Here is a 25,364-nt window from a genome sequence, read left to right as displayed (position 1 = left end):
GAGGGGCAAAAGTCATGTCTGAAACCCTGACACGTCGACCACTTCCCGCTCTGATGTCTGTGTCTGATCGTGCTGCTGAGAGGTTGCGCGTTCTCTATGCCGGCGCTCATCAGGGACAACTTTTACGCATTGGTGTTGGTACGCGAGGCTGCTCAGGCCTGTCTTACGAAATGACTTTTGTGGATGAGCCAGCCGTAACGGACGAGCGCGTAGAAGATCAAGGTGTGACCTTGCTTGTTGATCGCAAGGCCACACTTTTTCTGACGGGAACAGTCATGGACTACGAGATCAAGGATCTCGAAGCCGGATTTACCTTCAGGAATCCAAATGAGAAGGGACGTTGTGGTTGCGGCGAGAGTTTTCACGTTTGATCCGTTTAGGATCACGTGAAAATACCAGAACCGTTTCCACTTCTGTGGACCAGAGGAACTGGTCCACAATTGTCCAGTTCAGGACTGAATAACCTGCCTCTTTTAATGCGCGGCCATCTTTTTCCAACGCAGCAGGATTACAGCTCACATACACAATGTCTTTAACGCCAGATTTGGCGAGTGGCATTGTCTGTGCACCAGCACCAGCGTAAGGCGGATCAAGAACTACAGCTCGCGTTGACTTCAGATCCTGAGGCAGAAGAGGCTGACGCATAAGATCACGATGGAATCCGTCCACCCGTCGGCCGCCTGCTGCTGCCTTTAAGCAAGTTGCAGCAGCAAGATCGCCTTCATACGCTATTACGCGGCCTTTTTCCGACATGGGGAATGTCAGAGTACCGCAGCCTGCGAAAAGCTCGACTGTGATATCTTTTTTGTTGAGTGGCGGAAGCCCATCAACAACAGCCTGTACAATGGCGTTTTCCGCATCTTCAGTCGCCTGAAGAAAGGCAGCAGGAGGCGGAGTGATTTCCACGCCTCCAAATGCTTCCTTGACTGCCCGCGTCTGTGAGACCGTTTCAATAGAACGATCTTTCGGGTTTTGCCATGAAATCCGCGGCAGTCCGTGTTGCCTCCCGAAGGCGGCAAGTTTCGTGCGGTCAGCGGTAGTCAACTCAGCTGGCGTCGAAAGCGTCAGGTCTGGCCCACTATCCAAAAGATTGAGGACTAAGCCTCCACGGCCGGTCAACGCACCCAGAGAAGACAGGACCTCACGGAGTGGCTTCAGCAAAGCAAAAAGGGTCGGGTGCAGGACATGACACTCCGTCATATCCACCGGATCGCCATTGCGTCGATGAAGCCCGAGGATAACGCCACCTGGAACACGCTGGATCGCGAGGTCCATGCGTCGGCGCGTGTATGACGGCGTTTGATAACGCTGTGGAACAGGAAGATCTTCAAAGCCCGCTGCTGTTAGAGCTTCAGCGACTCGCGTTGTCTTCCAGTCCAGCAGCGCAGGCAATGACATCTGTTGAATCGCACAGCCACCGCATTCGCCAAAGAGAGTGCACGGAGGTGCAACTCTATCTGACGACGGAGCCGTAATTTCAATCAGTTCAGGGCGCGTACCAGAAAAACGGGCTAGCACTTCCTCTCCTGGCAACGTGCCAGGAATGAAAAGAACATGCCCGTCGTGATGAGCCACGCCGTCAGCCGCAGCGCCTAAACCTTCAATCCGGAGGGGAAAAGCTCCGGTCCCGGGGTTATTCATCACCGTAATGACGAGCATCGTGCTGAACGGGAAGGGTCAGGTCTGTTTCGGCTGCCACCGACAGCCTGTGTCGCCGAGGCACCAGCATGAATGCAGGTGTATCGCCGCCAAAGCCTGTCTTCGGCGCATCGTTTTCAAAGGCAGGGGCAAGTTCAACGGACTGGCGATCATGAGGAGCAGGCTGCGCAACGGGGGTTGCAACAGGCTGTGGCGCGTTTGCCACCTGTGTCTCGTCACGATCCGTGCGATTGCGCTTGCGCCCTCCACGTCGGCGCTTGTTACGGCGCTGTCCTTCCGATTCGTCCTCGATGCTGGATTCTTCGGAAGTCTGCGATGGGAGTGCCTGCTTGGGTGTATGAATCAGACGGCCATTCTCGTCTTCCTGAGCCCAATCAACGGACTGTATTCCGGCGAATTCCAGACGGGGAATAACCTTCCCTGTCAGGGTTTCAATTGCGTCCAGGAGGCGGCGGTCACGCGGTCCAGCAATGCTGAAGGCATGACCATGCTTACCGGCACGACCAGTGCGTCCGATGCGATGCACATAGTCTTCCGCATTGAACGGCAGATCAAAATTGAAAACATGCGACAGACCGCCGATGTCAATTCCACGCCCGGCAACGTCAGAGCAGACCAGAATCTTCAGCTCTCCAGACTTGAAGCTATCAAGCGTTGAAAAGCGTAAGGATTGTGCAAGATCGCCATGCAGATGGCCCGCTGCGAAACCGTGCTTCGTCAGATAACGCTGAAGCATGTCCACGTCGCGCTTGCGGTTACAGAACACAATGGCGTTTTGAACATTCTGCGCCTGAAGCAGCTTACGAAGTGCCCGACGCTTCTCGTCCTCTTCAACGACGATCAGGCCTTCTTCAATCGTGGTCGCGACAGAAGATGGACGGGAGACCGTGATCTGTACCGGATTTCTCAGGAATGCATCTGCAAGGCGACGAATTTCCGGCGCCATAGTGGCGGAGAAGAAAAGCGTCTGGCGATTTGCAGGCAACAAGCTGACGATTTTTTCGATATCGGGAATGAATCCCATATCGAGCATACGGTCAGCTTCGTCGATAACGAGCGTGCTTGTCTGTGTCAGCAGCAGGCCGCCGCGTCCGAATAGATCGAGAAGACGTCCCGGAGTCGCAATCAGGACGTCCACGCCACGGTTCAGAACTTCGCGCTGTTCTGCCATGCTTTCACCGCCGATCAACAGCGCATGGGTCAGGCGTAAGTGCTTGCCGTAAAGCTTGAAATTGTCTGCAACCTGGAGGGCCAGCTCACGTGTCGGCTCAAGAATGAGCGAACGCGGCATTCTGGCCCGAGCGCGAGAACCAGACAGCTTCTCGATCATCGGAAGCGTGAAGGATGCTGTCTTGCCCGTTCCGGTTTGAGCAACACCCAGAACGTCGTGCCCCTTCAGAATTTCAGGGATAGCCTGAGCCTGAATAGGAGTCGGATGCTCGTAACCGAGTTCCTGAATGGCGCGCATGATGGCGTCAGAAAGGCCTAGATCAGCAAAGCGCGGACGGTCTTCTGAGGTCTCAACAGCGACTACAACTTCAGCTTGGGCCGGCTCAGCTTTAATCTCAGCGACCACTTCCGGAATAGCTGGCGCAGTTACCGGAGCTTCAGCCTCGGGCCGAACCTTCCGAGGGCGTCCACGACGAGCTGGTGCTTTCGCTGGAGCCTCTGCTGCCTCTACCGGAGGAGCAACTTCAGGACGTGCTTCGGCTTCTGCTGGTTCAGGTGCGGACACCTCGGCTGCGACAGCAGCTTTGGGTTTACGCCCGCGACGTGGCTTCGGTGTCTCTGCTGGCTCCACGACTTCAGGTGTAGCCTCAGCAGCAACGACTTTCGGTTTACGACCGCGTTTTTTGGGAGCAGGCGCTGCGACTTCTTCAACGACAGCGTCACTCACAACCTTCGGCTTGCGACCGCGGCGCTTGGGCGCAGGAGTTTCGGTTGCTTCCGGAGCAACAGCTTCGACGGAATCGGTTGTTTCCGGAGCTGGCTTGCTTGCCTTGCGGCGAGGAGTGCTCACAGTGTCGGTATCAACCGTCTCGCTCTTGGGGCGACGGCCACGACGTACTGGGGCAACTTCAGCAGTTTCTGGTGCGCTTTCCTCTTCGGAGATTGCAACTGCCTTCGTGCGCCGACGAGAAGGTGTTGCGGTCTTGGCAACGGCTTCTGTCTCGGTCTTTTGAGCTGCGGGACGACGACCGCGAGGCTTCTTTTCAGCTACGACCGGCTCAGGAGTAGCCGAATCGGCATCTTCCGTTTCGATCGGGGAATTCTTGATTGCCTTCGCACGGCTGCCTACGGGGCGTCCGCGTTTTGCAGGGGCAGAGGTACGGGGCTTGGAAGGACCGGAGGTCGTTTTCGCGCTCAAATGACTCTCGAGACTCTCGTTGACGGTACAGACCTGACGGAATGGACCGGAGTTGAGGGCGGGCACATGTCCCGCAACTTTAAAGTGGTGCGTTATCGGCTAAACGCTGGAATGGCAAGCGATACAGCCCATGAAGCGCCATATCGCTACCACAATCACATGCCGTGCGCCATGGCTGCAATCAGAATGTTCACAAGACCAAGGCCAGCCATGAGAACCATCCGGTTTCTGAGAGTATCAAAAACAGCAGGCTGAGGGCGCATGGCCCGGCGGGCTCGCAGGAATGGTCCGCGAACTGTCGTTATGAAAACCACCGCCATGACAATCCCGATCAGCTGCATGGCATTGATCGTCCAGTTTACGGCAGCAAAGCCGCCTTCATGGAAAACAAGCGCCCAACCGCTCACCAGGGAAAAAGGCACAACCTGCCAGAGACCTTTGAAAAAGCGTGTGTAGTTTTGCAGAAGAACCGAAGAGCGTGGTCCGGGGTCAAGGAGGCCGACTGTGGAGCGGACAACCAACGCGGAGTAGATCGATCCGCCAATCCAGTATGTCATGCACAGAAGATGGATTGCGAGCACTAGGCTCCAGAGAAGTGAACCCGTCATTGATCCTCGTCATGGTCAGGTGGGTGAAGGAAGAGCAGGGATATCCCTGATGTATCGGCTGGAGGTTACCCGAGGGGAATGTCCAAAGGCCATAGGGAACGCGGATGTCGCCTGTGCTTTCTGTAAGCATGCCCGCTCATCAGGAGAAAAACAGAGTTATGCCTCCATACCCTCTTGCGCTGCTAACACCCGAGGAAAGCGACATGATGGATCATGCTGCTTCGGCTGTCGTTCCTGTCGCGCAACTCATGGAAAATGCGGGATGGGCCGTTGCTCGAGCCATTCGCAAGCGGTTTCAGAAATGTCGCGTGGCCGTTGTTTGCGGCCCGGGCAACAATGGGGGAGACGGTTACGTCGTGGCCCGTCTTCTGGCGCGATGGGGGTGGTCGGTCCGAGTGGTGGCGATGGGTGTTCCCAAAGAGGGTAGGCCGGCATTTGTCGCTGCGTCAGGGTGGGCTGGTCCTGTGCTGCCATTCGAGAGAGCGTCTCTGGAAGGAGCTGACCTGCTGGTTGATGCTGTTTTTGGGTCCGGGTTGAAGCGTCCAGTCAGTGACGACGTAGCTGAAGTGCTCGCAGCTGTTCCTCGACGTGTGGCGATCGATATGCCGAGTGGCGTATCCGGAGAAACTGGAGAAGTGCTCGGTCAGGCACAGAGTTGCGCGTTGACTGTCACGTTTGTGAGGCCACGGCCAGGTCATTTTCTGGAGCCGGGGCGAGGATTGTGCGGAGAATTGGTCTGCGCCGATATCGGTATGCCTGAGCAGGCATGGAGTGGCCTGACGCCTAAAATAAGCTTCAATTGGCCCGGGCTTTGGGAGCTGCCGGTCTCCGGAGAGGGAGACTATAAATATCGACGCGGTGTTGTGAGTGTCTGTGGTGGTGCTGTTATGCCGGGCGCCACAAGGCTGGCAGCACGAGCCGCACGGCGGACAGGTGCCGGGCTTGTCCGCATCGCAGCCCGAAAAGCTGCCGAAGCCTATCGACTCGGCGACCCGGGACTCATCATTGATGACCAGCCTCTTGGCTCCCTGCTGGAAGATTTGCGACGGAAGGTTTGGATCTGCGGGCCCGGCCTGACCCCTGAAGAGGTTTCTGAAGTTCTCCCTGCGCTATTGGCAGCAAAAAAAACGGTTCTTGCGGATGCTGGTGCTTTGGCGTGGGGGTCGGAAGACCTTTCTCGTCTGAAAGGTGTGGCGGCTGTCACGCCGCATATCGGCGAATTCAAAAAGCTGTTTGGCCCTGTGACGGGGAGTCGAACTGAAGCTGCCTTGAGTGCGGCGCGTGAACTGAATGCCGTGATGGTCATGAAGGGTTCAGATACCATCATAGCTGCGCCAGACGGACGCATTGCAATCAATGCGCACGCCACATCGGCGCTCGCTACTGCAGGGTCGGGCGACACGCTGACGGGTGTGATTGGGACTTTGATGGCTGCGGGAATGGAGGTCTGGGAAGCGTGTTGCGCAGGTGTCTGGCTGCATGGTGAGGCGGGAATACAGGCAGCCCGTGATCACGGTGGGTGGCCCGTCGCAGAGGATCTGGATCTTCCTCTGGGAGAGGCGCGGAGCGTCGCGACAGAGCTTTCAAAGGCGGATTTAAGCAAAAACCCGGTGGCCGCCCTGTTGTGAAGTAGCGTTTCATGCGCTAAAGGCCGCGCTTCCAAGGTTCGGTAACACGAACCCCGGAGACGGGGCTGAGCGGGCGTGGTGGAATTGGTAGACACGCCAGATTTAGGTTCTGGTGGCGCAAGTCGTGGGGGTTCAAGTCCCTCCGCCCGTACCAACCCGGTTTCCTGAGAAGAGATTTTAACATACCCGACCGAGAGGATCGCCTGGCTCATGCAGGTTACGCCCACGCTCAACGAAGGACTTAAGCGCGCCTTCACTGTCGTTGTCCCGTCTGCCGACCTGCAGGCTCGTCGCGCAGCCCGACTCGCAGAAGTTGCGCGCACGATCAAGCTTCCGGGTTTCCGTCCGGGCAAGGTGCCGGCATCTCTCGTCAAGCAGCGTCATGGCGCAGCCGTGAATGCGGAACTGATGGAAGAAGTTGTTAACGACACGGTTGGCAAGCTTCTCCAGGAACAGGACGTCCGTCCGGCTATGCAGCCGAAGGTCGAGCTGGTTTCTGCTCCGGACTCTGATGGCGATCTGGAATTCAAGATCGAAGTCGAAGTTCTGCCGGAAATTGCAGTTCCTGACCTGTCCGGTCTGAAGCTGACACGTCTGACCTCCAAGGTTGACGAAGAAGTCGTGAACAAGGCTCTGGCTGACCTCGCCCGTCGCAGCCGCAAGTTTGACGCCATTGAAGAAGATCGCGCTGCCGTAAAGGGCGACGTGGTCTGCGTTGACTTCGTTGGCAAGCATGATGGCACGCCGTTTGACGGTGGCACGGCTGAAGACGTGAACGTCGAAATCGGCGGCGAAGGCTTCATCCCGGGTTTTGCCGAGCAGATGGAAGGCATGAAGGCCGGGGAAGAGCGCGTTATCAACGTGACGTTCCCGGAAGACTATCAGGCTGAAGAACTGGCCGGTAAGGCTGTGACCTTCGACATCAAGGCGAAGTCCCTGAAGAAGCCTGTTGATCCGGAAATCAACGATGATCTGGCCAAGGATATTGGTCTTGAGAGCATCGAGCAGATCCGCTCCCTGATCACGGAACAGGCTGAAGGCGAGTACAAGCAGCTTTCCCGTCTGCGCATCAAGCGCGAGCTTCTGGACGCCCTGTCCGAGAAGACCGACTTTGAAGCCCCGCAGAGCATGGTTGACGCCGAGTTCGGTCAGATCTGGACCCGCGTCGAGCAGGATCGCGAAGCTGGTCGCATGGACGAGGAAGATGCAGGCAAGGACGAAGAGACCCTGCGTGCAGATTACCGTCGTATTGCAGAGCGTCGCGTAAAGCTGGGTCTGCTTCTGGCTGAAATCGGTCGCAAGCAGGAAATCCAGGTTTCCCGCGAGGAACTGCTGGGTGCGATGCAGCAGGAAGCTCAGCGTTACCCGGGTCAGGAAAAGATGGTTTTCGAGTTCTTCTCCAAGAACCCGCAGGCTGTTGAAGGGCTCCGTGGCCCGATCCTGGAAAACAAGGTTGTCGACTATCTGATCGAGCTGGCTGATGTCACCGAAAAGGAAGTCACACCTGAAGAACTCGCAGAAATCCCGCCTGCCGAGCTCTGAGAGTACTGACGTAAGAAGGACGGGCACTCTCAGGAGTGCCCGTTTTGCTGTCTGCTCCCTTTGACGGAACGCTCTCTCGGGTCCATGTTAGAGAGAACAGACAGCCCATCGGGCATTGAGGAACAGACAGTATGACCATTGGGGACCGCGATCCCGTCGAGGTGTTCAACAACTCTCTGGTGCCGATGGTGGTCGAACAGACTGCCCGCGGAGAGCGAGCTTTCGACATTTTTTCACGCCTCCTTCAGGAGCGTATCATCTTCCTGACCGGCCCGGTTTACGATCAGGTTTCATCCTTGATCAGCGCTCAGCTTCTGTATCTTGAGAGCGTTAATCCGACCAAGGAAATTTCGTTCTACATCAACAGCCCTGGCGGTGTCGTTTCCGCTGGTCTCGCGATCTATGACACGATGCAGTACATTCGTTGCCCGGTTAGCACTGTCTGCATTGGTCAGGCTGCGTCCATGGGGTCGCTGCTACTGGCGGGTGGCGAGAAGGGGCATCGTTACTGCCTGCCAAATGCGCGCGTGATGGTGCATCAGCCATCTGGTGGAGCACAGGGTCAGGCGTCCGATATTGAGATTCAGGCTCGTGAGATCCTGCTGATCCGTCAGCGCCTGAACGAAATCTATCGTGAGCACACCGGGCAGACGCTTGAAGAGATCGAGCGCAAGCTCGAGCGTGATAGCTATCTGTCTGCTGAAGAAGCGAAAGAATTCGGTCTGATTGACGCTGTTGTGCGACGTCACCCCAACGTGGCAGCCAGTCAGGATTGAATTTGTTTGAAGTGACAGGGGAGCAGGTTGCTCCCCTTGGAAAGAAAAAGCGGCATACCGATATGCCGCTTTTCATGTCTTGGAGCCCAGGGCTTCGGGGTTGCCGAAGGCTGAGACCTCGGCCTAGAGTTTTAAGTGCTTCCGCATGTCTGCTGCCGAAAAGTGGTCGGTGCGTGCGTGAGGGGAAAGAGGAACAGCGATGAGCAACAAATCCGGCGATTCCAAAAACACCCTGTATTGCTCGTTCTGTGGGAAATCCCAGCACGAAGTGCGCAAGCTGATCGCTGGCCCGACAGTTTTCATCTGTGATGAATGCGTTGAGTTGTGCATGGACATCATTCGCGAGGAGCATAAGACGCATCTCGTGAAGTCCCGAGACGGTGTTCCGACGCCAAAAGAAATCTGCAAGGTTCTGGACGATTACGTCATTGGTCAGTTCGAGGCCAAGCGCGCGCTTTCTGTGGCCGTTCATAACCACTACAAGCGTCTGGCCCATGCTCAGAAGAGCAATGACATCGAGATCGCGAAGTCGAACATTCTTCTGATTGGCCCCACCGGAACAGGCAAGACGCTGCTGGCTCAGACGCTGGCTCGTATTCTTGACGTACCGTTTACCATGGCTGATGCCACGACGCTGACCGAAGCAGGTTATGTGGGCGAGGACGTTGAGAACATCATCCTGAAGCTTCTTCAGGCATCAGACTATAACGTTGAGCGTGCGCAGCGTGGCATCGTCTACATCGATGAAATCGATAAGATTTCTCGTAAGTCCGATAACCCCTCCATTACGCGTGACGTGTCGGGTGAAGGTGTACAGCAGGCGCTGCTCAAGCTGATGGAAGGGACCGTTGCGTCCGTTCCGCCGCAGGGTGGCCGCAAGCATCCCCAGCAGGAGTTCCTGCAGGTAGATACGACGAACATGCTGTTCATCTGCGGTGGTGCATTCGCGGGCCTGGACAAAATCATTGCCGCTCGCGGCAAGGGCTCGGGCATTGGCTTCGGAGCGGATGTGCGTTCTGATGACGAGCGGCGTCTTGGAGCAATTCTCCAGACCGTGGAACCTGAGGATCTTCTCAAGTTTGGTTTGATTCCAGAGTTCATCGGTCGTCTGCCTGTTATCGCGGCTCTGAACGACCTGGATGAAGCTGCTCTGATCCAGATTCTGAGCAAGCCCAAAAATGCGCTGACCAAGCAGTATGCGCGTCTTTTTGAGATGGAAGGCGTCAAGCTGACATTTACGGAAGACGCACTTTCCGCCATCGCCAAGCGTGCTATCGAACGTAAGACAGGCGCACGTGGTCTTAGATCGATCATGGAGAATATTCTCCTTGGAACGATGTTCGATCTTCCCGGGCTGGACAGCGTTGAGGAAGTCGTCATCAATCGTGAAGTGGCGGAAAGCAAAGCCAACCCTGTTTATGTGTACGGGAAAGGCAAAAGCGAGCCGGCTGAGCAATCTGCCTGAGGATGTTGAAGGGGCCGTCTTGTCAGGCGGCCTTTTCGTTCCGACATTCTGGATAGATGCTGTCTGAATTCGTGCCTTTTCTGCATGAAGAGACATCACGGTGTTCGCGCTGCCAGGCAGGCGGAGGCCGTGGGATCGTCCCTATGGAGATCAAGTGAATGACTGACGATACCAAGCCTAAGACGCGCCGTCGCACAAAGAAGGTGGATGACGCCGCAGTTGTAGAAAAGAAGCCTGCCCGCAAGCCGCGTGCCAAAGCCGCGGCTGCCTCTCCTGTGGAGGCTGTGACTGAGGTAGCCCCGGCTCCTCGCCAGGATGTCATGGCTGTTCTGCCGCTGCGAAACATTGTTGTGTTTCCACACATGATTGTTCCGCTTTTTGTCGGGCGGGAAAAGTCAGTTAAGGCGCTGGAAACTGTCACACGCGATAGCAAGCAGATCCTGCTAGTTGCGCAGAAAGATGTTTCGCAGGATGATCCTTCTGCTGACGACATTTACCGTTACGGCACGGTTTCTACCATCCTTCAGCTGCTGAAGCTGCCGGACGGTACCGTTAAGGTTTTGGTAGAAGGAACCCGTCGTGTTCAGATCACACGTCTGTTTGATGTGGATGGTCACTTCGAAGCTGAAGTGAAAGAAATTGCGGAGGAGCCTTTGTCGGCTACTCCAGGCAGTGATCTGGAAGCTCTGGGCCGCTCAACGGTTTCCCAGTTCGAGCAGTATATCAAGCTCAACAAGAAGATTCCGCCTGAAGTCATGGTCTCGATCAACCAGATCGAGGATCTGTCAAAGCTGGCGGACACAATTGCCAGTCATCTGAATCTCAAGATTTCCGAAAAGCAGGAAATTCTCGAGATGGCCTCTGCTGAGCAGCGTCTGGAGCAGGTCTTTGCTCATATTGAGACAGAGATTGGCGTTCTGCAGGTTGAGAAGCGTATCCGGAACCGCGTGAAGCGGCAGATGGAAAAGACGCAGCGCGAATATTATCTCAATGAGCAGCTCAAAGCGATTCAGAAGGAGCTTGGAGAAGGCGAGGATGGCAAGGACGAACTTGCTGAGCTTGAAGAGAAGATCAACAAGACGCGCCTGAGCCGTGAAGCCAAAGAAAAGGCCCATGCCGAGCTGAAAAAGCTGCGTGGCATGAGCCCGATGTCTGCGGAAAGCACGGTGGTTCGGAATTATCTGGACTGGCTGTTGGGTATTCCGTGGAAGAAGCGTTCCAAGATCACCAAGGAGTTCACGCACGCTGAAGGTGTGCTTGAAGCCGAACATTACGGTCTGGAGAAGGTCAAGGAGCGTATCCTTGAGTATCTTGCCGTGCAGACGCGTTCTCAGAAGATCAAGGGACCGATCCTGTGTCTCGTAGGGCCGCCGGGTGTTGGTAAAACGTCTCTGGCACGATCAATCGCCAAGGCAACGGGACGTCAGTACGTTCGGATGTCTCTGGGTGGTGTGCGCGACGAATCGGAAATTCGCGGTCATCGCCGGACGTATATCGGGTCCATGCCTGGGAAAATTATCCAGGGCATGAAGAAAGCGAAAACGTCTAATCCGCTATTCCTGCTGGATGAGATTGACAAACTGGGCGCGGATTGGAGAGGCGATCCTTCGTCCGCACTTCTGGAGGTTCTGGATCCGGAGCAGAACTCAACGTTTGCCGATCACTATCTGGAAGTCGATTACGATCTTTCGGATGTCATGTTCGTGACGACGGCTAACAGCCTGAACATGCCGCAGCCACTGCTGGATCGTATGGAGATCATCAATCTCTCCGGGTACACGGAAGATGAGAAGGTCCAGATCGCGCGTCGCCATCTGCTGTCAAAGCAGGCTGAGGCCCACAATCTCAAGCCGGATGAATGGTCTGTTTCTGATGAGACTCTGATGGAGCTGATCCGCTCCTACACGCGTGAGGCTGGCGTCAGAAATCTCGAGCGCGAAATTGCCCGGTTGGCTCGTAAAGCCGTGAAGGAAATCATCACGACGGGTGTGACGCATGTTGAGATCACGCCGGACAACCTGGAAAAATACGCAGGTGTCCGTCGCTTCCGTCATGGTGAGACCGAGACGGAAGATATGGTCGGTGTCGTGACCGGACTTGCCTGGACTCAGGTCGGCGGTGAGATCTTGACGATTGAGAGCGTCATGGTGCCTGGAAAGGGGCAGGTGAAGCAGACTGGCAAGCTGGGGGAAGTGATGCAGGAGAGCATCTCGGCCGCCCTGTCTTACGTCCGATCACGAGCTCAGGACTTCGGCATCCGGCCACCTCTCTTCGAGAAGCGCGACATCCACGTGCATCTTCCAGAAGGGGCTACGCCAAAAGACGGTCCGTCCGCAGGTATCGCGCTTGCTACGTCTCTCGTCAGTATTCTGACGCAGATTCCCATCCGTAGAGATGTGGCGATGACGGGCGAGATTACGCTGCGTGGTCGTGTACTGGAAATTGGTGGTTTGAAAGAAAAGCTGCTTGCAGCACTTCGGGCAGGGATCAAAACTGTTCTTATCCCGAAGGATAATGAAAAGGATCTTGCCGAGGTTCCTGAGAATGTCCGGCATGCTCTCAAGATTATTCCAGTCAGTCACGTCGATGACGTGCTGAAAATTGCTCTCACGCGTATGCCTGAGGCGATTGAATGGGATGAAAATGTCGATCCTGTAGGCGGAATTTCGGCTGAGAAAGTGGCTCCAAGGGCACTTCCGCACTAACGGTTGGGTTCTTATACGATTCTAACAGTTGACGCGGCCAAAAAGCGCTTCATAGTGCGGCCGCAGATCGAACAAGCGCCTGAGCCGCAAGACTCTTCGGAGGTTGGCTCAGGTGCTCTTAACACCAGAAAGGCACATCATGGAGAAGCCCCTCAACAAGCAGGAACTGATCGCCGCCGTTGCTGACGTCGCCGATCTTCCGAAGGCCAAGGCCAGCGAAGTTGTCGATGCGGTGTTCAGCACGATCGAGAAGACGCTTGCCAAGAAGCAGGAAGTTCGTCTGGTTGGTTTCGGTAGCTTCGTGACCGCTACGCGTAAGGCCGCCAAGGGCCGTAACCCGCGTACGGGCGAAGAGATCGACATTCCGGCATCCACCTCTGTCCGTTTCAAGCCGGGCAAAGGTCTTAAGGACGCCGTAAGCGAATAATTTCGCTTTTTTGGTTCTGAGTGCCTTTACGGGTGCTCAGAACCGTGTATATAGGCTACGTGTTTTCAGAGGGCGATTAGCTCAGCGGTAGAGCGTCTCGTTTACACCGAGAGGGTCGGCAGTTCAATCCTGTCATCGCCCACCACATGAAGACTGTTTTTTGACTATGGCCTGGCGTTTCGAAGTTTATGAGACGTTGGGATCGACTTCCGATCTCTGCAAAGAGAAAGCCGAGGCTGGAGCCCCCGAGAGGCTCGCCGTTCAGGCACTTTTCCAAACATCAGGGCGTGGAACCCGAGGTCGCAGTTGGGTAGATCCCGGCGGCAATCTGGCAATTTCTCTGTTGTTCAAACCGCAAAAGCCTGAAAATTTTTTGACTGCGTGCCCGTTTCTGACCGCTTTGGCGCTTTACGAAGCAGCGCAGAGTTTCTGCCCTTCAAAAGCAGAGTTTTTGCTGAAATGGCCGAATGATTTACTCCTGAATGAACGTAAAATGGCGGGAGTTCTGATCGAGGCGGGTGGTATTGCGTCTAACAGGTGGGTTGTTGTCGGTATTGGTGCAAACCTAGCGCAGGCACCTGACGTTCCTGGTCGTCAGTTGGCAGCCCTTTCCGAGGTCGCTCCTGCAGTCGATCCCATCAAGTTTGGCGAGGCACTGACGGCGGAAATGGACCGTTGGATTGCTTCGTGGAATGATCATGGTTTCGAAGTCATTCGTCGGGCATGGCTCGAAAGAGCGCATCCGGTTGGACGTCATCTTGCGGTTCAGCGTGGTGAAACTTATATAACAGGTTCATTTTCAGGGTTGGATGAACAGGGGCGACTGCTTCTCGCTCTCCCGGGTGGTGAAACCATACCGGTCGTAACAGGTGATATCCTGCTGGGTTAAAGGGACCGGATCGGAACGTGCTTCTCGTCATTGATGCTGGCAACACCAACGTTGTGTTTGCCGTCCACGACGGTCAGTCGTGGATCGGTCAGTGGCGCATGTCCACCAGCGACTCCCGTACAGCAGATGAATATGCCGTTTGGTTACTGGGCCTTTTTGATCGTATCGGGCTGACGCCTGCTTCTGTCACGCGCGCGATTATCGGAACTGTTGTTCCCGCAGCGTTATATGATTTGCGGCGTTTCTGTCGCCAGTGGCTCGATGTGGAGCCACTTGTGGCCAATGCGGGCCTAGATTGGGGTATTGAAGCGCTAGTCGATAACCCGGCAGAACTTGGTGCGGATCGTCGATTGAACGGTCTGGCAGCCCAGCACTTTTATGGTGGCCCGCTCATTGTTGTTGATTTTGGGACGGCAACAACGTTTGATGTCGTGAATGAATACGGTCAATACTGTGGTGGGGCGATTGCTCCGGGCGTCAATCTGTCCATTGATGCCTTGCACAGAGCGGCCGCTCGATTGCCACGGATGAGCATCGGGCGCCCTCTGAACGCAATTGGCCGAAGCACAAGCGTTGCCATGCGTTCCGGACTCTTCTGGGGCTATGTTGGCCTGGTTGAAGGGATCGTAGGAAGAATTTCCGAAGAAATGGGCGGACGCCCCAAGATTGTTGCAACAGGCGGTCTTGCGCCTCTGTTTTCAGAGGGCACCAACCTGTTTGACGTGATGGCCCCGGATCTGACCCTGGATGGCCTCCGTCTTCTGGCGGACCGCAATGCGCTCCTGCCGATCTCAAATTCCCCCGAAGGCATGTAGGCTTTCGGCAATGAATATCGCTCATGATGGTAACACACGTAAGGAATAACTATGACGGATACACCTGACGGTTTGTCCTTCCTGCCTTTGGGCGGGACGGGCGAGATCGGCATGAATTTCAATCTCTACCGCCTCACTAAAAACAGTAAGGAAACCTGGCTCGCCATCGATTGCGGCATTGGCTTCTCAGGTAACGACACGCCTGAAGCTGAAGTGCTTATGCCGGACCCGACGTTTATCGCGGACCGCGCAAAGGATCTGTGTGGGCTGGTCATTACACATGCCCATGAAGATCATCTGGGTGCAGTAGCCCATCTCTGGCCTTATCTGCGCTGCCCGGTTTATGCCACGCCGTTCGCTGCCGCGGTACTGCGTCGCAAGCTGCATGAAGCGCATCTGGTTAATCAGGTAAAAATTCATGTGGTGATGCCGGGCTCGCGCTTCCATGTCGGCCCGTTTGATCTTCAGTTTGTGTCGGTGACGCACTCTGTCGCTGAAGCGCAGGCAGTTGCTCTGCGGACACCCCATGGGCTGATCGTTCATACCGGTGACTGGAAGCTGGACGAAAATCCGCTTGTTGGCCCGGTCACTGATCTGGAAGAGTTCCGTCGTCTGGGTGACGAAGGCGTTCTGGCGATGGTGGGTGATAGCACCAACGTCATGAAGGAAGGCCGTTCAGAGTCCGAAGCGGACGTCCGCAAAGGCCTGACGGATCTGATCACAAGCCTTCAGGGGCGTGTGGCCGTAACGTGCTTTGCCAGCAACGTGGCGCGCGTTGAGAGCATTGCGAAGGCTGCCATGGCGGCTGGTCGTGCTGTCATGATCGTGGGCCGTTCCCTGCGTAATCTTGAAACTGCTGCCCGTGAGTGCGGCTACTTCAGCGATCTGCCACCGTTCCTGACGGAGCAGGACGCACGCGACGTCCATGATGACAACCTTCTGATGATCATCACGGGAAGCCAGGGCGAGCCTCGTTCTGCCCTGTCCCGTATCGCGTCTGATACTCATCCCAACATCTCGCTAGGTGAGGGTGACACGGTCATTTACAGCTCCCGCGTTATTCCGGGGAATGAGCAGGCTGTAATGGCTGTGCAGGACAACCTGTCCCGTCGTGGTGTGACTGTTCTGACTGACAAGGACGCGAAGGTTCACACGTCCGGTCATGCAACGGGCGATGATATTCGCGTTCTGTATGGCATTGTCCGTCCGAAATACAGCATTCCGACGCATGGCGAATGGCGTCATCTGACGGCGCACGCGGCTCTGGCTCATGAAATGGGTTCTGATCCGATCCTGCTGGAAGATGGCGACATCCTTAACCTGTCGCCGGGTGAAGTGAAGGTTGTCGATACGGCACCGACTGGTCGCCTGGCGCTGGATGGCGGTCGTCTTCTGCCCATGACGGGTGGCGTTCTGGCAGCACGTCGCAAGATGCTCTTCAACGGCATGGTTCTTGCGAGCTTCGCTGTTGATGACGAAGGCTATGTGATCGGTGAGCCAAAGATCAGTGCGCCAGGTCTTCTGGAATCGGAAGACCCGGAAAGCATTCGCATTCAGGAAGAATTCGCTGATTCTATTGACGAAATTCCTGATGAACTGCGAAAGGACGACACGGCATTCCGTGATGCGGCCAAGACGGCTCTGCGCCGTGCCCTGGGGCGCAAGCTCCAGAAGCGTCCGCTTGTCGATGTTCATCTGCTGCGCGTCTGAGAGAATAGAGTATGCGTCTGAGTAAAGCCTTTCAGCCGACGCTGAAGGAAGTTCCGGCGGAGGCGCAAATTGCGTCTCACCGCCTGATGCTACGTGCAGGTCTGGTTCGCCAGACCTCCTCGGGTATTTATGCCTGGCTGCCAGCGGGCCTGCGTGTTCTTCGGAACATCGAGCAGATCATCCGCGAAGAGCAGGATACGATCGGCGCACAGGAAGTCCTGATGCCGACGCTTCAGTCTGCTGATCTGTGGCGTCGTTCAGGGCGTTATGACGCTTATGGTCCGGAGATGCTGCGCATTCAGGACCGTCATGGTCGTGAGCTGCTTTACGGACCGACGAACGAGGAAATGATCACGGATATCTTCGGATCTTCTGTGAGCTCCTACAAGCAGCTTCCAAAGGCGCTGTATCATATTCAGTGGAAGTTCCGTGATGAGGTGCGTCCCCGTTTCGGTGTGATGCGCGGTCGTGAGTTCCTCATGAAGGACGCCTATTCCTTCGATGCGGATTATCAGGGCGCGGTTAACAGCTATCGTCGCATGATGCTGTCCTATCTGCGGATTTTCCAGCGTCTTGGCGTTCGCGCTGTGCCAATGGTTGCAGATACGGGGCCGATCGGTGGTGATCTCAGCCATGAGTTCCTGGTTCTCGCGCCAACAGGTGAAAGCGGCGTATTCTTTGACGCCGCCCTTGAAGAGCAGGATTGGCTCGGCCGTCCGGTTGACTGCGATAACGAAGAAGATCTCGCCGCATTCTTCTCTTCCGTGACGGATCACTATGCCGCAACGGATGAGAAGCACGACGAGGCTGCCTGGGCGGAAGTGCCGGATGACAGGAAGCGGGAAGGGCGTGGCATCGAAGTTGGCCACATCTTCTACTTCGGCACCAAGTACACGGAAGCCATGGGTATCGAAGTCAGCGGTGCCGACGGGACGAAATTCTCGCCTCACATGGGGTCTTACGGTGTCGGTGTCTCCCGGCTGGTCGGTGCAATCATTGAGGCATCGCATGACGACGCTGGCATCATCTGGCCGGATTCCGTTGCGCCGTACAAAGCTGCGATCCTCAACCTGCGTCCGGGTGATGAAGCCTGTGATGCGATCTGTGAAGAGATCTACGGGGCTGATCCAGAGAACTTCATGTACGATGACCGCTCCGAGCGCGCGGGCGTGAAGTTTAACGATGCTGATCTGATGGGCCATCCCTGGCAGATCATTGTCGGTCCTCGTGGTGCCAAGGAAGGCAAGGTTGAACTGAAGCGCCGTGCAGACGGTGAGCGGTTCGAGCTGCCGGTGGCTGAAGCGCTGGCCAAGATCGGAGCAGCCTGATGTTTGGCCGCTTCGAGCGTATGGTGGCGGGGCGCTATCTGCGTGCCCGCCGTGGCGAACGCTTCGCCTCGATCATTGCAGTTTTCTCATTGGTCGGAATTGCGCTCGGAGTGGCCACACTCATCATCGTCATGTCGGTGATGAACGGGTTCAAGGCCGATCTGATGGGGCGTATCCTTGGTCTTCACGGAGATCTCTCTGTGTATGGCTATGGCCGCCCCATCGAGGCCTATCAGAACGACGTTGAGGCTATCCGCTCTATTCCCGGGGTTAAATCCGTCACACCCATGGCGCAGGGAACTGTGCTGGTCGAAGCCGGACGGTATTCGACGGGTGCGGAAGTCCAGGGGATTGCACAACAGGATTTTCGTGACTGGCGCGCCTTAAGCAGTGGCATCATCGCCGGGTCGATTGATCGTTTCACGGGAGACGACGCCGTTGCCATTGGGACAACCATGGCAGATCGTGCGGGTCTGACAATCGGTTCTCCAATTACACTCCTTTCCCCGGACGGTCAGGCGACACCATTCGGCACGATGCCGCGCGTAAAAACGTATCATGTGGCTGCCATCTTCGACGCCAATTGGAACGATTATAATTCCAACATCGTTCTGGTGCCGCTTCCTGCTGCGCAAAAATTCCTGATGCTTGAAAATGCAGTGTCGCTCATTCAGGTTTCGGTAGACGATCCTATGAACGTCCAGCTTACGCGTCAGGCCGTTGTCCAGCGTCTGGATGATCCCCGCCTACGCGTTATTGACTGGAAGAACAGTGCAAATGGCTTTTTGGATGCTGTGACGGTTGAGCAGAACGTCATGTTCCTCATTTTGACGCTCATTATTCTGGTCGCTGCTTTCAACGTCATCTCGTCCTTGATCATGATGGTGAAGGACAAAACGCGTGATATCGCGGTTTTGCGGACGCTTGGTGCGAGCCGCGGCGCAGTCATGCGGATATTCCTCATGAATGGCGCTTTTGTCGGGATTGTGGGGACGGCTGTCGGTTCTGCCCTTGGCATTGCGTTTGCCCTGAATATTGAACGCATCCGGCAGTGGCTCCAGTCTCTTACCGGGACCAATCTGTTCAACCCGGAAGTTTACTTTCTCGAGCGTCTTCCGGCGAAGCTGGTCTGGTCGCAGGTTGGAGAAGTGATTGCCATGTCTCTGGTGCTTTCTCTTCTCGCAACGCTGTATCCATCGTGGAGAGCAGCGCGAACTGATCCAATTGAGGCGTTGCGTCATGAGTGAGACACAGGTTCCAGCATTAAAGCTGGAAAATTTGACGCGTCGTTTTCGGTCAGGTGAAGAAACGCTCGAAATTCTATCGAATGCCGAGTTTACGCTTTACCCCGGTGAAATTGTCGCCCTTGTGGCGCCGAGCGGGACCGGAAAATCTACGCTCTTGCATCTTGCCGGGCTGTTGGAAGCTCCCACCGAAGGTACAGTTTATATCGGTGGCAACGCCGTAAGTGGACTGAGTGATAGCGTTCGCACGGCTGTCCGGCGTGATCAAATCGGATTTGTGTATCAGTTTCACCATTTGTTGGGTGAGTTCACGGCGCGCGAGAATGTCATGTTGCCCCAGTTGGTTGCGGGTGTGTCCGCAAAGGTGGCGCGGGCGCGTGCCGAAGATCTATTGGGACGTTTTGGATTGTCTCATCGTCTGAATTCTCTGCCCGGCCGCCTGTCTGGCGGTGAGCAGCAGCGGACTGCCATCGCGCGGGCCTTAGCCAACAGGCCAAAACTTCTCCTTGCGGATGAGCCAACCGGCAATCTGGATGTCGGAACGTCTGATCACGTTTTTGATGAGCTATTGCGTGCCGTTCGTGAGGAAGGCGTTGCAGCACTGATTGCAACGCATAATCAGGAACTTGCGGCCCGTATGGACCGGACGGTGACGTTACGGGATGGGAAGCTCGTACCGTTTTGAGTTGAGGTGGCTGGCAAGAAGAGCGCTGTATCTGCTCGCCGGTCCTGATAGAATAGAGGCATGTCTCATGCCGATTTTGTCCATCTCCGTAATCACTCAGCTTATTCCCTGAGCCAGGGCGCCATTCGCATTCCAGATCTGGTTAGTCTGGCTGTGAAGAACGGTATGCCTGCCGTTGCATTGACGGACAGTGGCAACCTATTTGGTGCTCTGGAATTTTCTCTTTACTGCCGAAGCAGCGGTGTACAGCCGATTGTCGGCTGTCAGCTTTCCCTTCCATCGCGCAGCACCAAGCCTGGAGCTCCTTCTGAGCCGCTGGTGGTGCTGGCCCGGAACGAGACGGGACTGGCCAATCTCCAGATCTTGTCCTCTGAGGGCTTTCTGAATGGCGATCCGGCTGATCCAACAATCGCTGTGGATGTGCTGTGTCAGCATGCCGACGGGTTGTTTCTTCTGACTGGCGGCAATCGTGGGCCGATCAATCGGTTGATTTACGACGAGCAGAAAGGTGAAGCAGAAGAACTGCTGCGTCGTTTGGCAGACGCGTTTCCGGGTAATATTGCGGTGGAACTCAATCGCTTCGGCGCGGCGGGTGAACGTGAAATCGAAAGCGTTCTGATCCCACTCGCGGACAAGCTTGATATTCCCCTTGTGGCTACCAACGAGTGCTTCTTCCCGACGCCGCAGATGCATGAAGCCCATGATGCGCTTATCTGTATTGCGCAGGGGCGGACGATGGCCGAAGCTGATCGTTGGCACGTTTCCCCGCAGGCTTGGTTCAAGACGCCGGCCGAGATGCGTGAGATCTTCAAGGATCTGCCAGAAGCTTGTGACAATACGCTTATTATTGCGCAGAAATGTGCCATCGCTGCATGCACGCGAAAGCCACTTCTGCCGATTTGCCCGAAGGTTCGTGAGGGTTCAACGGAAGAAGAAACGCTTCGTGCCATGGCATGGGAAGGGCTGGAGAAACGCCTTGAAGCGATCAGTGCGGACGAAAATAAACGAAAAATCTATTCAGATCGTCTGCAAACTGAACTCGACATCATCGCGAAGATGGGCTTCCCCGGCTACTTCCTGATCGTTGCTGACTTCATTCAGTGGGCAAAAGCGCATGATATTCCCGTCGGGCCTGGGCGTGGATCGGGTGCAGGCTCACTGGTGGCGTATGCACTGACCATCACTGATATTGATCCGCTACCCTTCGGCTTGCTGTTCGAGCGCTTCCTGAACCCGGAACGTGTCTCGATGCCTGACTTTGATATCGACTTCTGTCAGGACCGGCGAGACGAAGTTATCCGCTATGTCCGTGAGGAATACGGTGGAAGCCGTGTCGCTCAGATCATTACCTTCGGTAAGCTTCAGGCCAAAGCTGCCGTCCGTGACGTTGGTCGTGTACTTGGTTTGCCTTACGGCATGGTTAACCGCGTTGCAGAACTGATCCCGAATAATCCTGCCAAGCCAGTGACGCTGGCGCAGGCGATTGAGGGCGAACCGCGCCTGCAGGAGATGCGAGACAGCGATGAAGCTTTGAAACGGCTTCTGGAAATTGCTCTTCAGCTTGAAGGTCTCTATCGGCACGCCTCAACACACGCCGCAGGCGTCGTGATTGGTGACCGAGAACTGGTCGAACTGGTGCCGCTTTATCGAGACCCGAAGAGCGACATGTTGGTCACCCAGTACAACATGAAGTTTGTTGAGCAGGCCGGACTGGTCAAGTTCGACTTCCTTGGTCTGACGACATTAACAATTCTGAAGCGCGGTCTGGATTTCCTTAAAGAACAAGGAATTATCGTCGATCTCTCACGGATTCCATTAGATGATAAAAAGACTTTTGAAATGCTCGCGAAGGGAGACACGGCTGGTGTCTTCCAGTTTGAAGGCGCGGGCATGCGCGACATGCTCAAACAGATGGCCGCCAGCCGTCTGGAAGATCTGATTGCCGGTGTGTCGTTGTATCGACCGGGGCCGATGGCCAACATTCCGGACTATTGTCGGCGCAAACATGGAGAGGCATGGGAGCCGCCTCACGAAGAAATTCGGGATATTCTGGAAGAGACCTATGGGATCATGGTCTACCAGGAACAGGTCATGCAGATCGCTCAGAAAATGGCGGGCTACAGCCTCGGTGGTGCTGACCTTCTGAGACGCGCCATGGGCAAGAAGATTGCGTCTGAAATGGAGAAGCAACGCGAGATCTTCACTGACGGCGCTACAGCCCGAGGAATTCCAAAAGATAAAGCCGTAGAAGTCTTTGATCTTATGGCTCGTTTTGCGGACTACGGCTTTAACAAGTCACATGCCGCTGCCTATGCTCTGGTTTCGTATCAAACGGCTTGGATGAAAGCGAACCATCCAGTCGCATTCCTTGCTGGCTGTATGTCTCTGGCGCGGGAAAAGACGGATAAACTCGCTGCGCTTTGTCAGGAAGCAAAGCGTATGAAAATCTCTGTGCTTCCGGTTGATATCAATCGCTCAATGGCGGATTTCTCCATTGAGACACTGGAGGACGGGCGTCAGGGCATTCGTTATGCGCTTTCAGCCATCAAGCGCGTCGGGACTGCCGCCATGGAGGCGGTGGTGGCAGTTCGCGGGGACCGTCCTTTCAAGGATCTGACAGATTTTGCAGAGCGATGTGACCCTAAAAGCATCAACAAAATCCAGATAGAAAATCTCGCAAAATCAGGAGCTTTCGATAGTCTTCTTAAGGATCGTCATACGGTATTTGCCAGCGCAGATATTCTTATTCGTCGTGCTCAGGCGCGAGCGCAGGAGCAGCAGGTTGGCCAGACCGGTCTCTTTGGCGGGAGCGGACAGGAGCGGGAAATTCTCCGTCTGAATGAAGGGCGCCCTTGGCCGGATTTCGAACGCCTTTCACTGGAAGCGTCTGCTATTGGTTTCCATATGAGCGCCCATCCTCTGGACGCATACCGCACGGTCCTTAGACGCCTGGGGGTCACGCCGTCGAACGCATTGGAAAATGCTGCAAAAACAGGGAGTACCCGCGTCAAGATCGCTGGATGCGTCGTGGATAAGAAAGAGCGTCCTACCCGAACTGGCAAGAAGATGGCGTGGGTCAATCTCTCGGATAGTGGCGGTGGCTGTGAAGTCACGCTTTTTGCTGAGACATTGATGTCCTGCCGGGATCTTCTGGTCGCAGGGCAAGCTATTCTTGTGCAGGCTGAACTCAAACTGGACGGGGACGCTCTGCGGATTACGGCCCAGAGCGTTATGGATCTGGAGGTCGCAGCCGCCGCGGAGCGATCTGAAATGCGTGTGTGGCTTCGCCAGTCAGCCGCTTTGCCCAGTCTTTCCGAAATGCTTGAAGAAATGCGTGGCGGACATGGGCGTGTCGTCCTTCTTCCTTCTCTGGAAGAGACGCAGGATGTGGAAATCCTTCTGCCCGGGACATATCGCGTGACGCCTCGGTTGGCGGAGCGGATGCGCACCATCCGTGGCGTAGAGAAGGCTGAACAAAGGTAAACCAGAGAAAATTCTTGCAATAAGGGCGCGTATCAGCCATATCGCGCTCGTCCGTTTTCTTCCCTTCAAGGAGGTTGGCGGACAATCCGCACGCATGACCATGAGGTTTTCTGGTGTTCCGCAAGGGACGTCGTCATGCGGAGGTCTAACCAGATGCTAGGAATTTGAATCATGGCAATGCCAGAATTCACCATGCGCCAGCTCCTTGAAGCCGGCGTTCACTTCGGTCACCACACCCGCCGTTGGAACCCTGCAATGGCGCCGTACCTGTTTGGTATTCGCAATCAGGTCCACATCATCGATCTGCAGCAGACCGTTCCCCTGCTGGACCGCGCCCTGAAGCTGGTCCGCGAGACGGTTGCAAACGGTGGTCGCGTTCTTTTCGTTGGAACGAAGCGCGCTGCTGCTGAGCATGTTGCTGAAGCTGCCCAGCGTTGCGGCCAGTACTACGTGAACCACCGCTGGCTCGGCGGCATGCTGACGAACTGGAAGACCATCACGGGTTCCATCAAGCGTCTGCGCCAGATCGACGACATGCTGTCCGGTGACACGGCTGGTCTGACGAAGAAGGAAGTTCTCGACATCACGCGTGACCGTGAGAAGCTCGAGCGCTCCCTTGGCGGTATCAAGGAAATGGGCGGCCTGCCTGACCTGATTTTCGTGATCGACACGAACAAGGAAAAGCTGGCTGTTGAAGAAGCCAACAAGCTCGGCATTCCGGTCATCGGCATTCTGGACAGCAACTCCAACCCGGCCGGTGTCACGTACCCGATCCCGGGCAACGACGACGCTATCCGTGCCATCACCCTGTACTGTGACCTGATTTCTGGCGCAGTTCTGGACGGCATTTCTGCTGAGCTGGCTGCTTCCGGCCACGATATCGGCGCTGAAGAAGAGCTTCCGGCTGAGACCGCAGTTCTTGAAGCTGCCGTCGCCGAAGGTGAGCAGGCTCCAGCCGCTAACTGAGACAGCGTGCCGTGTTCTCTCTGATGGCACGGCAACTGAAAAACATGCATGCGGTCGGGCGTTTACGCTCGGCCGCATGATCTTTTCGAGGGATAAGAGAACATGGCAGAGATCACCGCAGCCCTGGTTCGCGAGCTACGCGAAAGCACCGGCGCAGGCATGATGGATTGCAAGAAGGCTCTGACTGAAGCCTCTGGCGACATGGAAGCCGCCATCGACTGGCTGCGCACGAAGGGCCTGTCCCAGGCTGCCAAGAAGTCTGGCCGTACCACGGCAGAAGGTCTGGTTGGCGTTGTTTCCGGCCCGAACCGCGCCGCTATGGTCGAAGTCAATGCCGAGACGGACTTTGTTGGCCGTAACGAAGCATTCCAGGCTTTTGTTGAGCAGGTTGCTCAGGTAGCTTTGGAAGTTGGTGATGACCTGGAAACCATCAAGGCTTCCAAGGTTCCGTCTGGCCGTACGGTTGCAGACGAACTGACGCACCTGATCGCCACGATCGGTGAAAACATGTCCATCCGTCGCGCCAAGGTTCTGTCCGTAGAGACCGGCGTTGTCGCAAGCTACGTGCATAGTGCACTGCGTCCGGGCATTGGCAAGATCGGTGTTCTGGCTGCTCTTGAAGCACCGTCCGAGAGCGAAGCTATTCTGACGCTCGGCCGCCAGATTGGTATGCACGTTGCTGCAACCCGTCCGGCTGCTCTGGACGTTGCAAGCGTTGATCCGGAATCTCTGGAGCGTGAGCGCGCTGTTCTGATCGAGCAGGCTCGTGAGTCCGGCAAGCCTGAAGCCATCATCGAAAAGATGGTCGAAGGTCGTGTCCGCAAGTTCTACGAAGAAGTTGTGCTTCTGGAGCAGGTGTGGGTGCTGGACGGCGAAAGCCGCGTGTCCAAGGTCGTTGAGAAGGCTGGCGCGAAGCTGATTGGTTTCGAGCGCTTCCAGCTTGGCGAAGGCATCGAAAAGGAAGAAAACGACTTCGCTGCTGAAGTGGCTGCTGCTGCTGGCACGAAGTAAGATCTTTCTTTTTCCGGCTGATGGGCTTGCCTGTTCAGTTGGATACGAGAGACTG

General features: G+C 55.8%; 19 protein-coding genes and 2 tRNA genes. 18 read left to right on the top strand and 3 right to left on the bottom strand.

Annotated elements, in window-relative coordinates; all coding sequences use genetic code 11:
• Positions 1-14 precede the first annotated feature (14 nt).
• Positions 15-371: an iron-sulfur cluster assembly accessory protein gene (locus KP707_RS08065; protein ID WP_046901420.1), complete on the top strand. Its 357-nt coding sequence runs from the start codon at positions 15-17 to the stop codon at positions 369-371.
• On the opposite strand, the gene KP707_RS08060 is transcribed toward KP707_RS08065, so the two are convergent.
• The 3 genes from KP707_RS08060 to KP707_RS08050 all read right to left on the bottom strand — a co-directional run bounded on the left by KP707_RS08060 (position 316) and on the right by KP707_RS08050 (position 4,635).
• Entirely contained in the window at positions 316-1,659 is a 1,344-nt protein-coding gene (locus KP707_RS08060) for a class I SAM-dependent RNA methyltransferase (protein WP_099212230.1), read from the bottom strand. The genes KP707_RS08065 and KP707_RS08060 overlap by 56 nt on opposite strands.
• Entirely contained in the window at positions 1,634-4,027 is a 2,394-nt protein-coding gene (locus tag KP707_RS08055; protein WP_249210249.1) for a DEAD/DEAH box helicase, read from the bottom strand. Before KP707_RS08055 ends, KP707_RS08060 begins: the two co-directional genes overlap by 26 nt.
• 155 nt (positions 4,028-4,182) lie before the next feature.
• Complete coding sequence (locus KP707_RS08050) at positions 4,183-4,635, bottom strand: hypothetical protein (RefSeq protein WP_211502760.1); 453 nt, start codon at positions 4,633-4,635, stop codon at positions 4,183-4,185.
• A 158-nt stretch (positions 4,636-4,793) separates the two neighbouring features.
• Between KP707_RS08050 and KP707_RS08045 the strand changes: the two genes are divergently transcribed.
• From KP707_RS08045 to tsf, 17 genes are all read left to right on the top strand, one after another.
• The gene (locus KP707_RS08045) at positions 4,794-6,263 is read left to right on the top strand and encodes an NAD(P)H-hydrate dehydratase (protein WP_211502759.1); all 1,470 of its coding nucleotides are present in this window, start codon (positions 4,794-4,796) and stop codon (positions 6,261-6,263) included.
• A 69-nt stretch (positions 6,264-6,332) separates the two neighbouring features.
• Positions 6,333-6,417 (top strand) — tRNA-Leu (locus KP707_RS08040).
• A gap of 56 nt (positions 6,418-6,473) precedes the next feature.
• Positions 6,474-7,805, top strand: a complete 1,332-nt coding sequence (tig, locus tag KP707_RS08035; RefSeq protein ID WP_046901424.1) for a trigger factor — start codon at positions 6,474-6,476, stop codon at positions 7,803-7,805.
• Positions 7,806-7,936: 131 nt separating this feature from the next.
• Entirely contained in the window at positions 7,937-8,581 is a 645-nt protein-coding gene (locus KP707_RS08030; RefSeq protein WP_046901425.1) for an ATP-dependent Clp protease proteolytic subunit, read from the top strand.
• A gap of 199 nt (positions 8,582-8,780) precedes the next feature.
• Positions 8,781-10,046 (top strand): ATP-dependent Clp protease ATP-binding subunit ClpX, encoded by a 1,266-nt coding sequence (clpX, locus tag KP707_RS08025; protein WP_046901426.1) that lies wholly within the window; start codon positions 8,781-8,783, stop codon positions 10,044-10,046.
• Between the two features lie 158 nt (positions 10,047-10,204).
• Positions 10,205-12,751, top strand: coding sequence for an endopeptidase La (gene lon / locus KP707_RS08020; RefSeq protein WP_211496934.1), 2,547 nt, complete (start codon positions 10,205-10,207; stop codon positions 12,749-12,751).
• Positions 12,752-12,890: 139 nt separating this feature from the next.
• Positions 12,891-13,178 (top strand): HU family DNA-binding protein, encoded by a 288-nt coding sequence (locus tag KP707_RS08015; RefSeq protein WP_211502758.1) that lies wholly within the window; start codon positions 12,891-12,893, stop codon positions 13,176-13,178.
• A gap of 70 nt (positions 13,179-13,248) precedes the next feature.
• Positions 13,249-13,323: transfer RNA gene (locus KP707_RS08010), tRNA-Val, on the top strand.
• A gap of 21 nt (positions 13,324-13,344) precedes the next feature.
• Positions 13,345-14,067, top strand: a complete 723-nt coding sequence (locus KP707_RS08005; protein ID WP_211502757.1) for a biotin--[acetyl-CoA-carboxylase] ligase — start codon at positions 13,345-13,347, stop codon at positions 14,065-14,067.
• 17 nt (positions 14,068-14,084) lie between these two features.
• Positions 14,085-14,882: a type III pantothenate kinase gene (locus KP707_RS08000; RefSeq protein WP_046901429.1), complete on the top strand. Its 798-nt coding sequence runs from the start codon at positions 14,085-14,087 to the stop codon at positions 14,880-14,882.
• Positions 14,883-14,933: 51 nt separating this feature from the next.
• On the top strand, positions 14,934-16,592 hold the full coding sequence (locus KP707_RS07995) for a ribonuclease J (RefSeq protein WP_064273152.1): 1,659 nt from the start codon (positions 14,934-14,936) through the stop codon (positions 16,590-16,592).
• A gap of 11 nt (positions 16,593-16,603) precedes the next feature.
• Entirely contained in the window at positions 16,604-17,920 is a 1,317-nt protein-coding gene (proS, locus tag KP707_RS07990) for a proline--tRNA ligase (RefSeq protein ID WP_211502756.1), read from the top strand.
• Entirely contained in the window at positions 17,920-19,167 is a 1,248-nt protein-coding gene (locus tag KP707_RS07985; protein WP_211496931.1) for a lipoprotein-releasing ABC transporter permease subunit, read from the top strand. The genes proS and KP707_RS07985 overlap by 1 nt, the downstream gene beginning before the upstream one ends.
• Positions 19,160-19,849 (top strand): ABC transporter ATP-binding protein, encoded by a 690-nt coding sequence (locus KP707_RS07980; RefSeq protein WP_211502755.1) that lies wholly within the window; start codon positions 19,160-19,162, stop codon positions 19,847-19,849. The genes KP707_RS07985 and KP707_RS07980 overlap by 8 nt, the downstream gene beginning before the upstream one ends.
• Before the next feature lie 60 nt (positions 19,850-19,909).
• Positions 19,910-23,332 carry a DNA polymerase III subunit alpha gene (dnaE, locus tag KP707_RS07975; protein ID WP_211506760.1) on the top strand — a complete coding sequence of 1,141 codons (3,423 nt, stop codon included), beginning with the start codon at positions 19,910-19,912 and terminating at the stop codon, positions 23,330-23,332.
• Positions 23,333-23,503: 171 nt separating this feature from the next.
• A complete protein-coding gene (gene rpsB / locus KP707_RS07970; RefSeq protein WP_046901435.1) occupies positions 23,504-24,298 on the top strand; it encodes a 30S ribosomal protein S2 in 795 nt (264 codons plus the stop codon).
• A gap of 102 nt (positions 24,299-24,400) precedes the next feature.
• Positions 24,401-25,309, top strand: a complete 909-nt coding sequence (gene tsf, locus KP707_RS07965; protein WP_046901436.1) for a translation elongation factor Ts — start codon at positions 24,401-24,403, stop codon at positions 25,307-25,309.
• The last annotated feature ends 55 nt before the right edge of the window (positions 25,310-25,364 follow it).

Source organism: Gluconobacter sp. P5E10 (genome assembly GCF_018812145.1).
GTDB classification, from domain to species: Bacteria; Pseudomonadota; Alphaproteobacteria; order Acetobacterales; family Acetobacteraceae; genus Gluconobacter; species Gluconobacter cerinus.
This window is presented reverse-complemented; position numbering and strand designations above follow the sequence as displayed.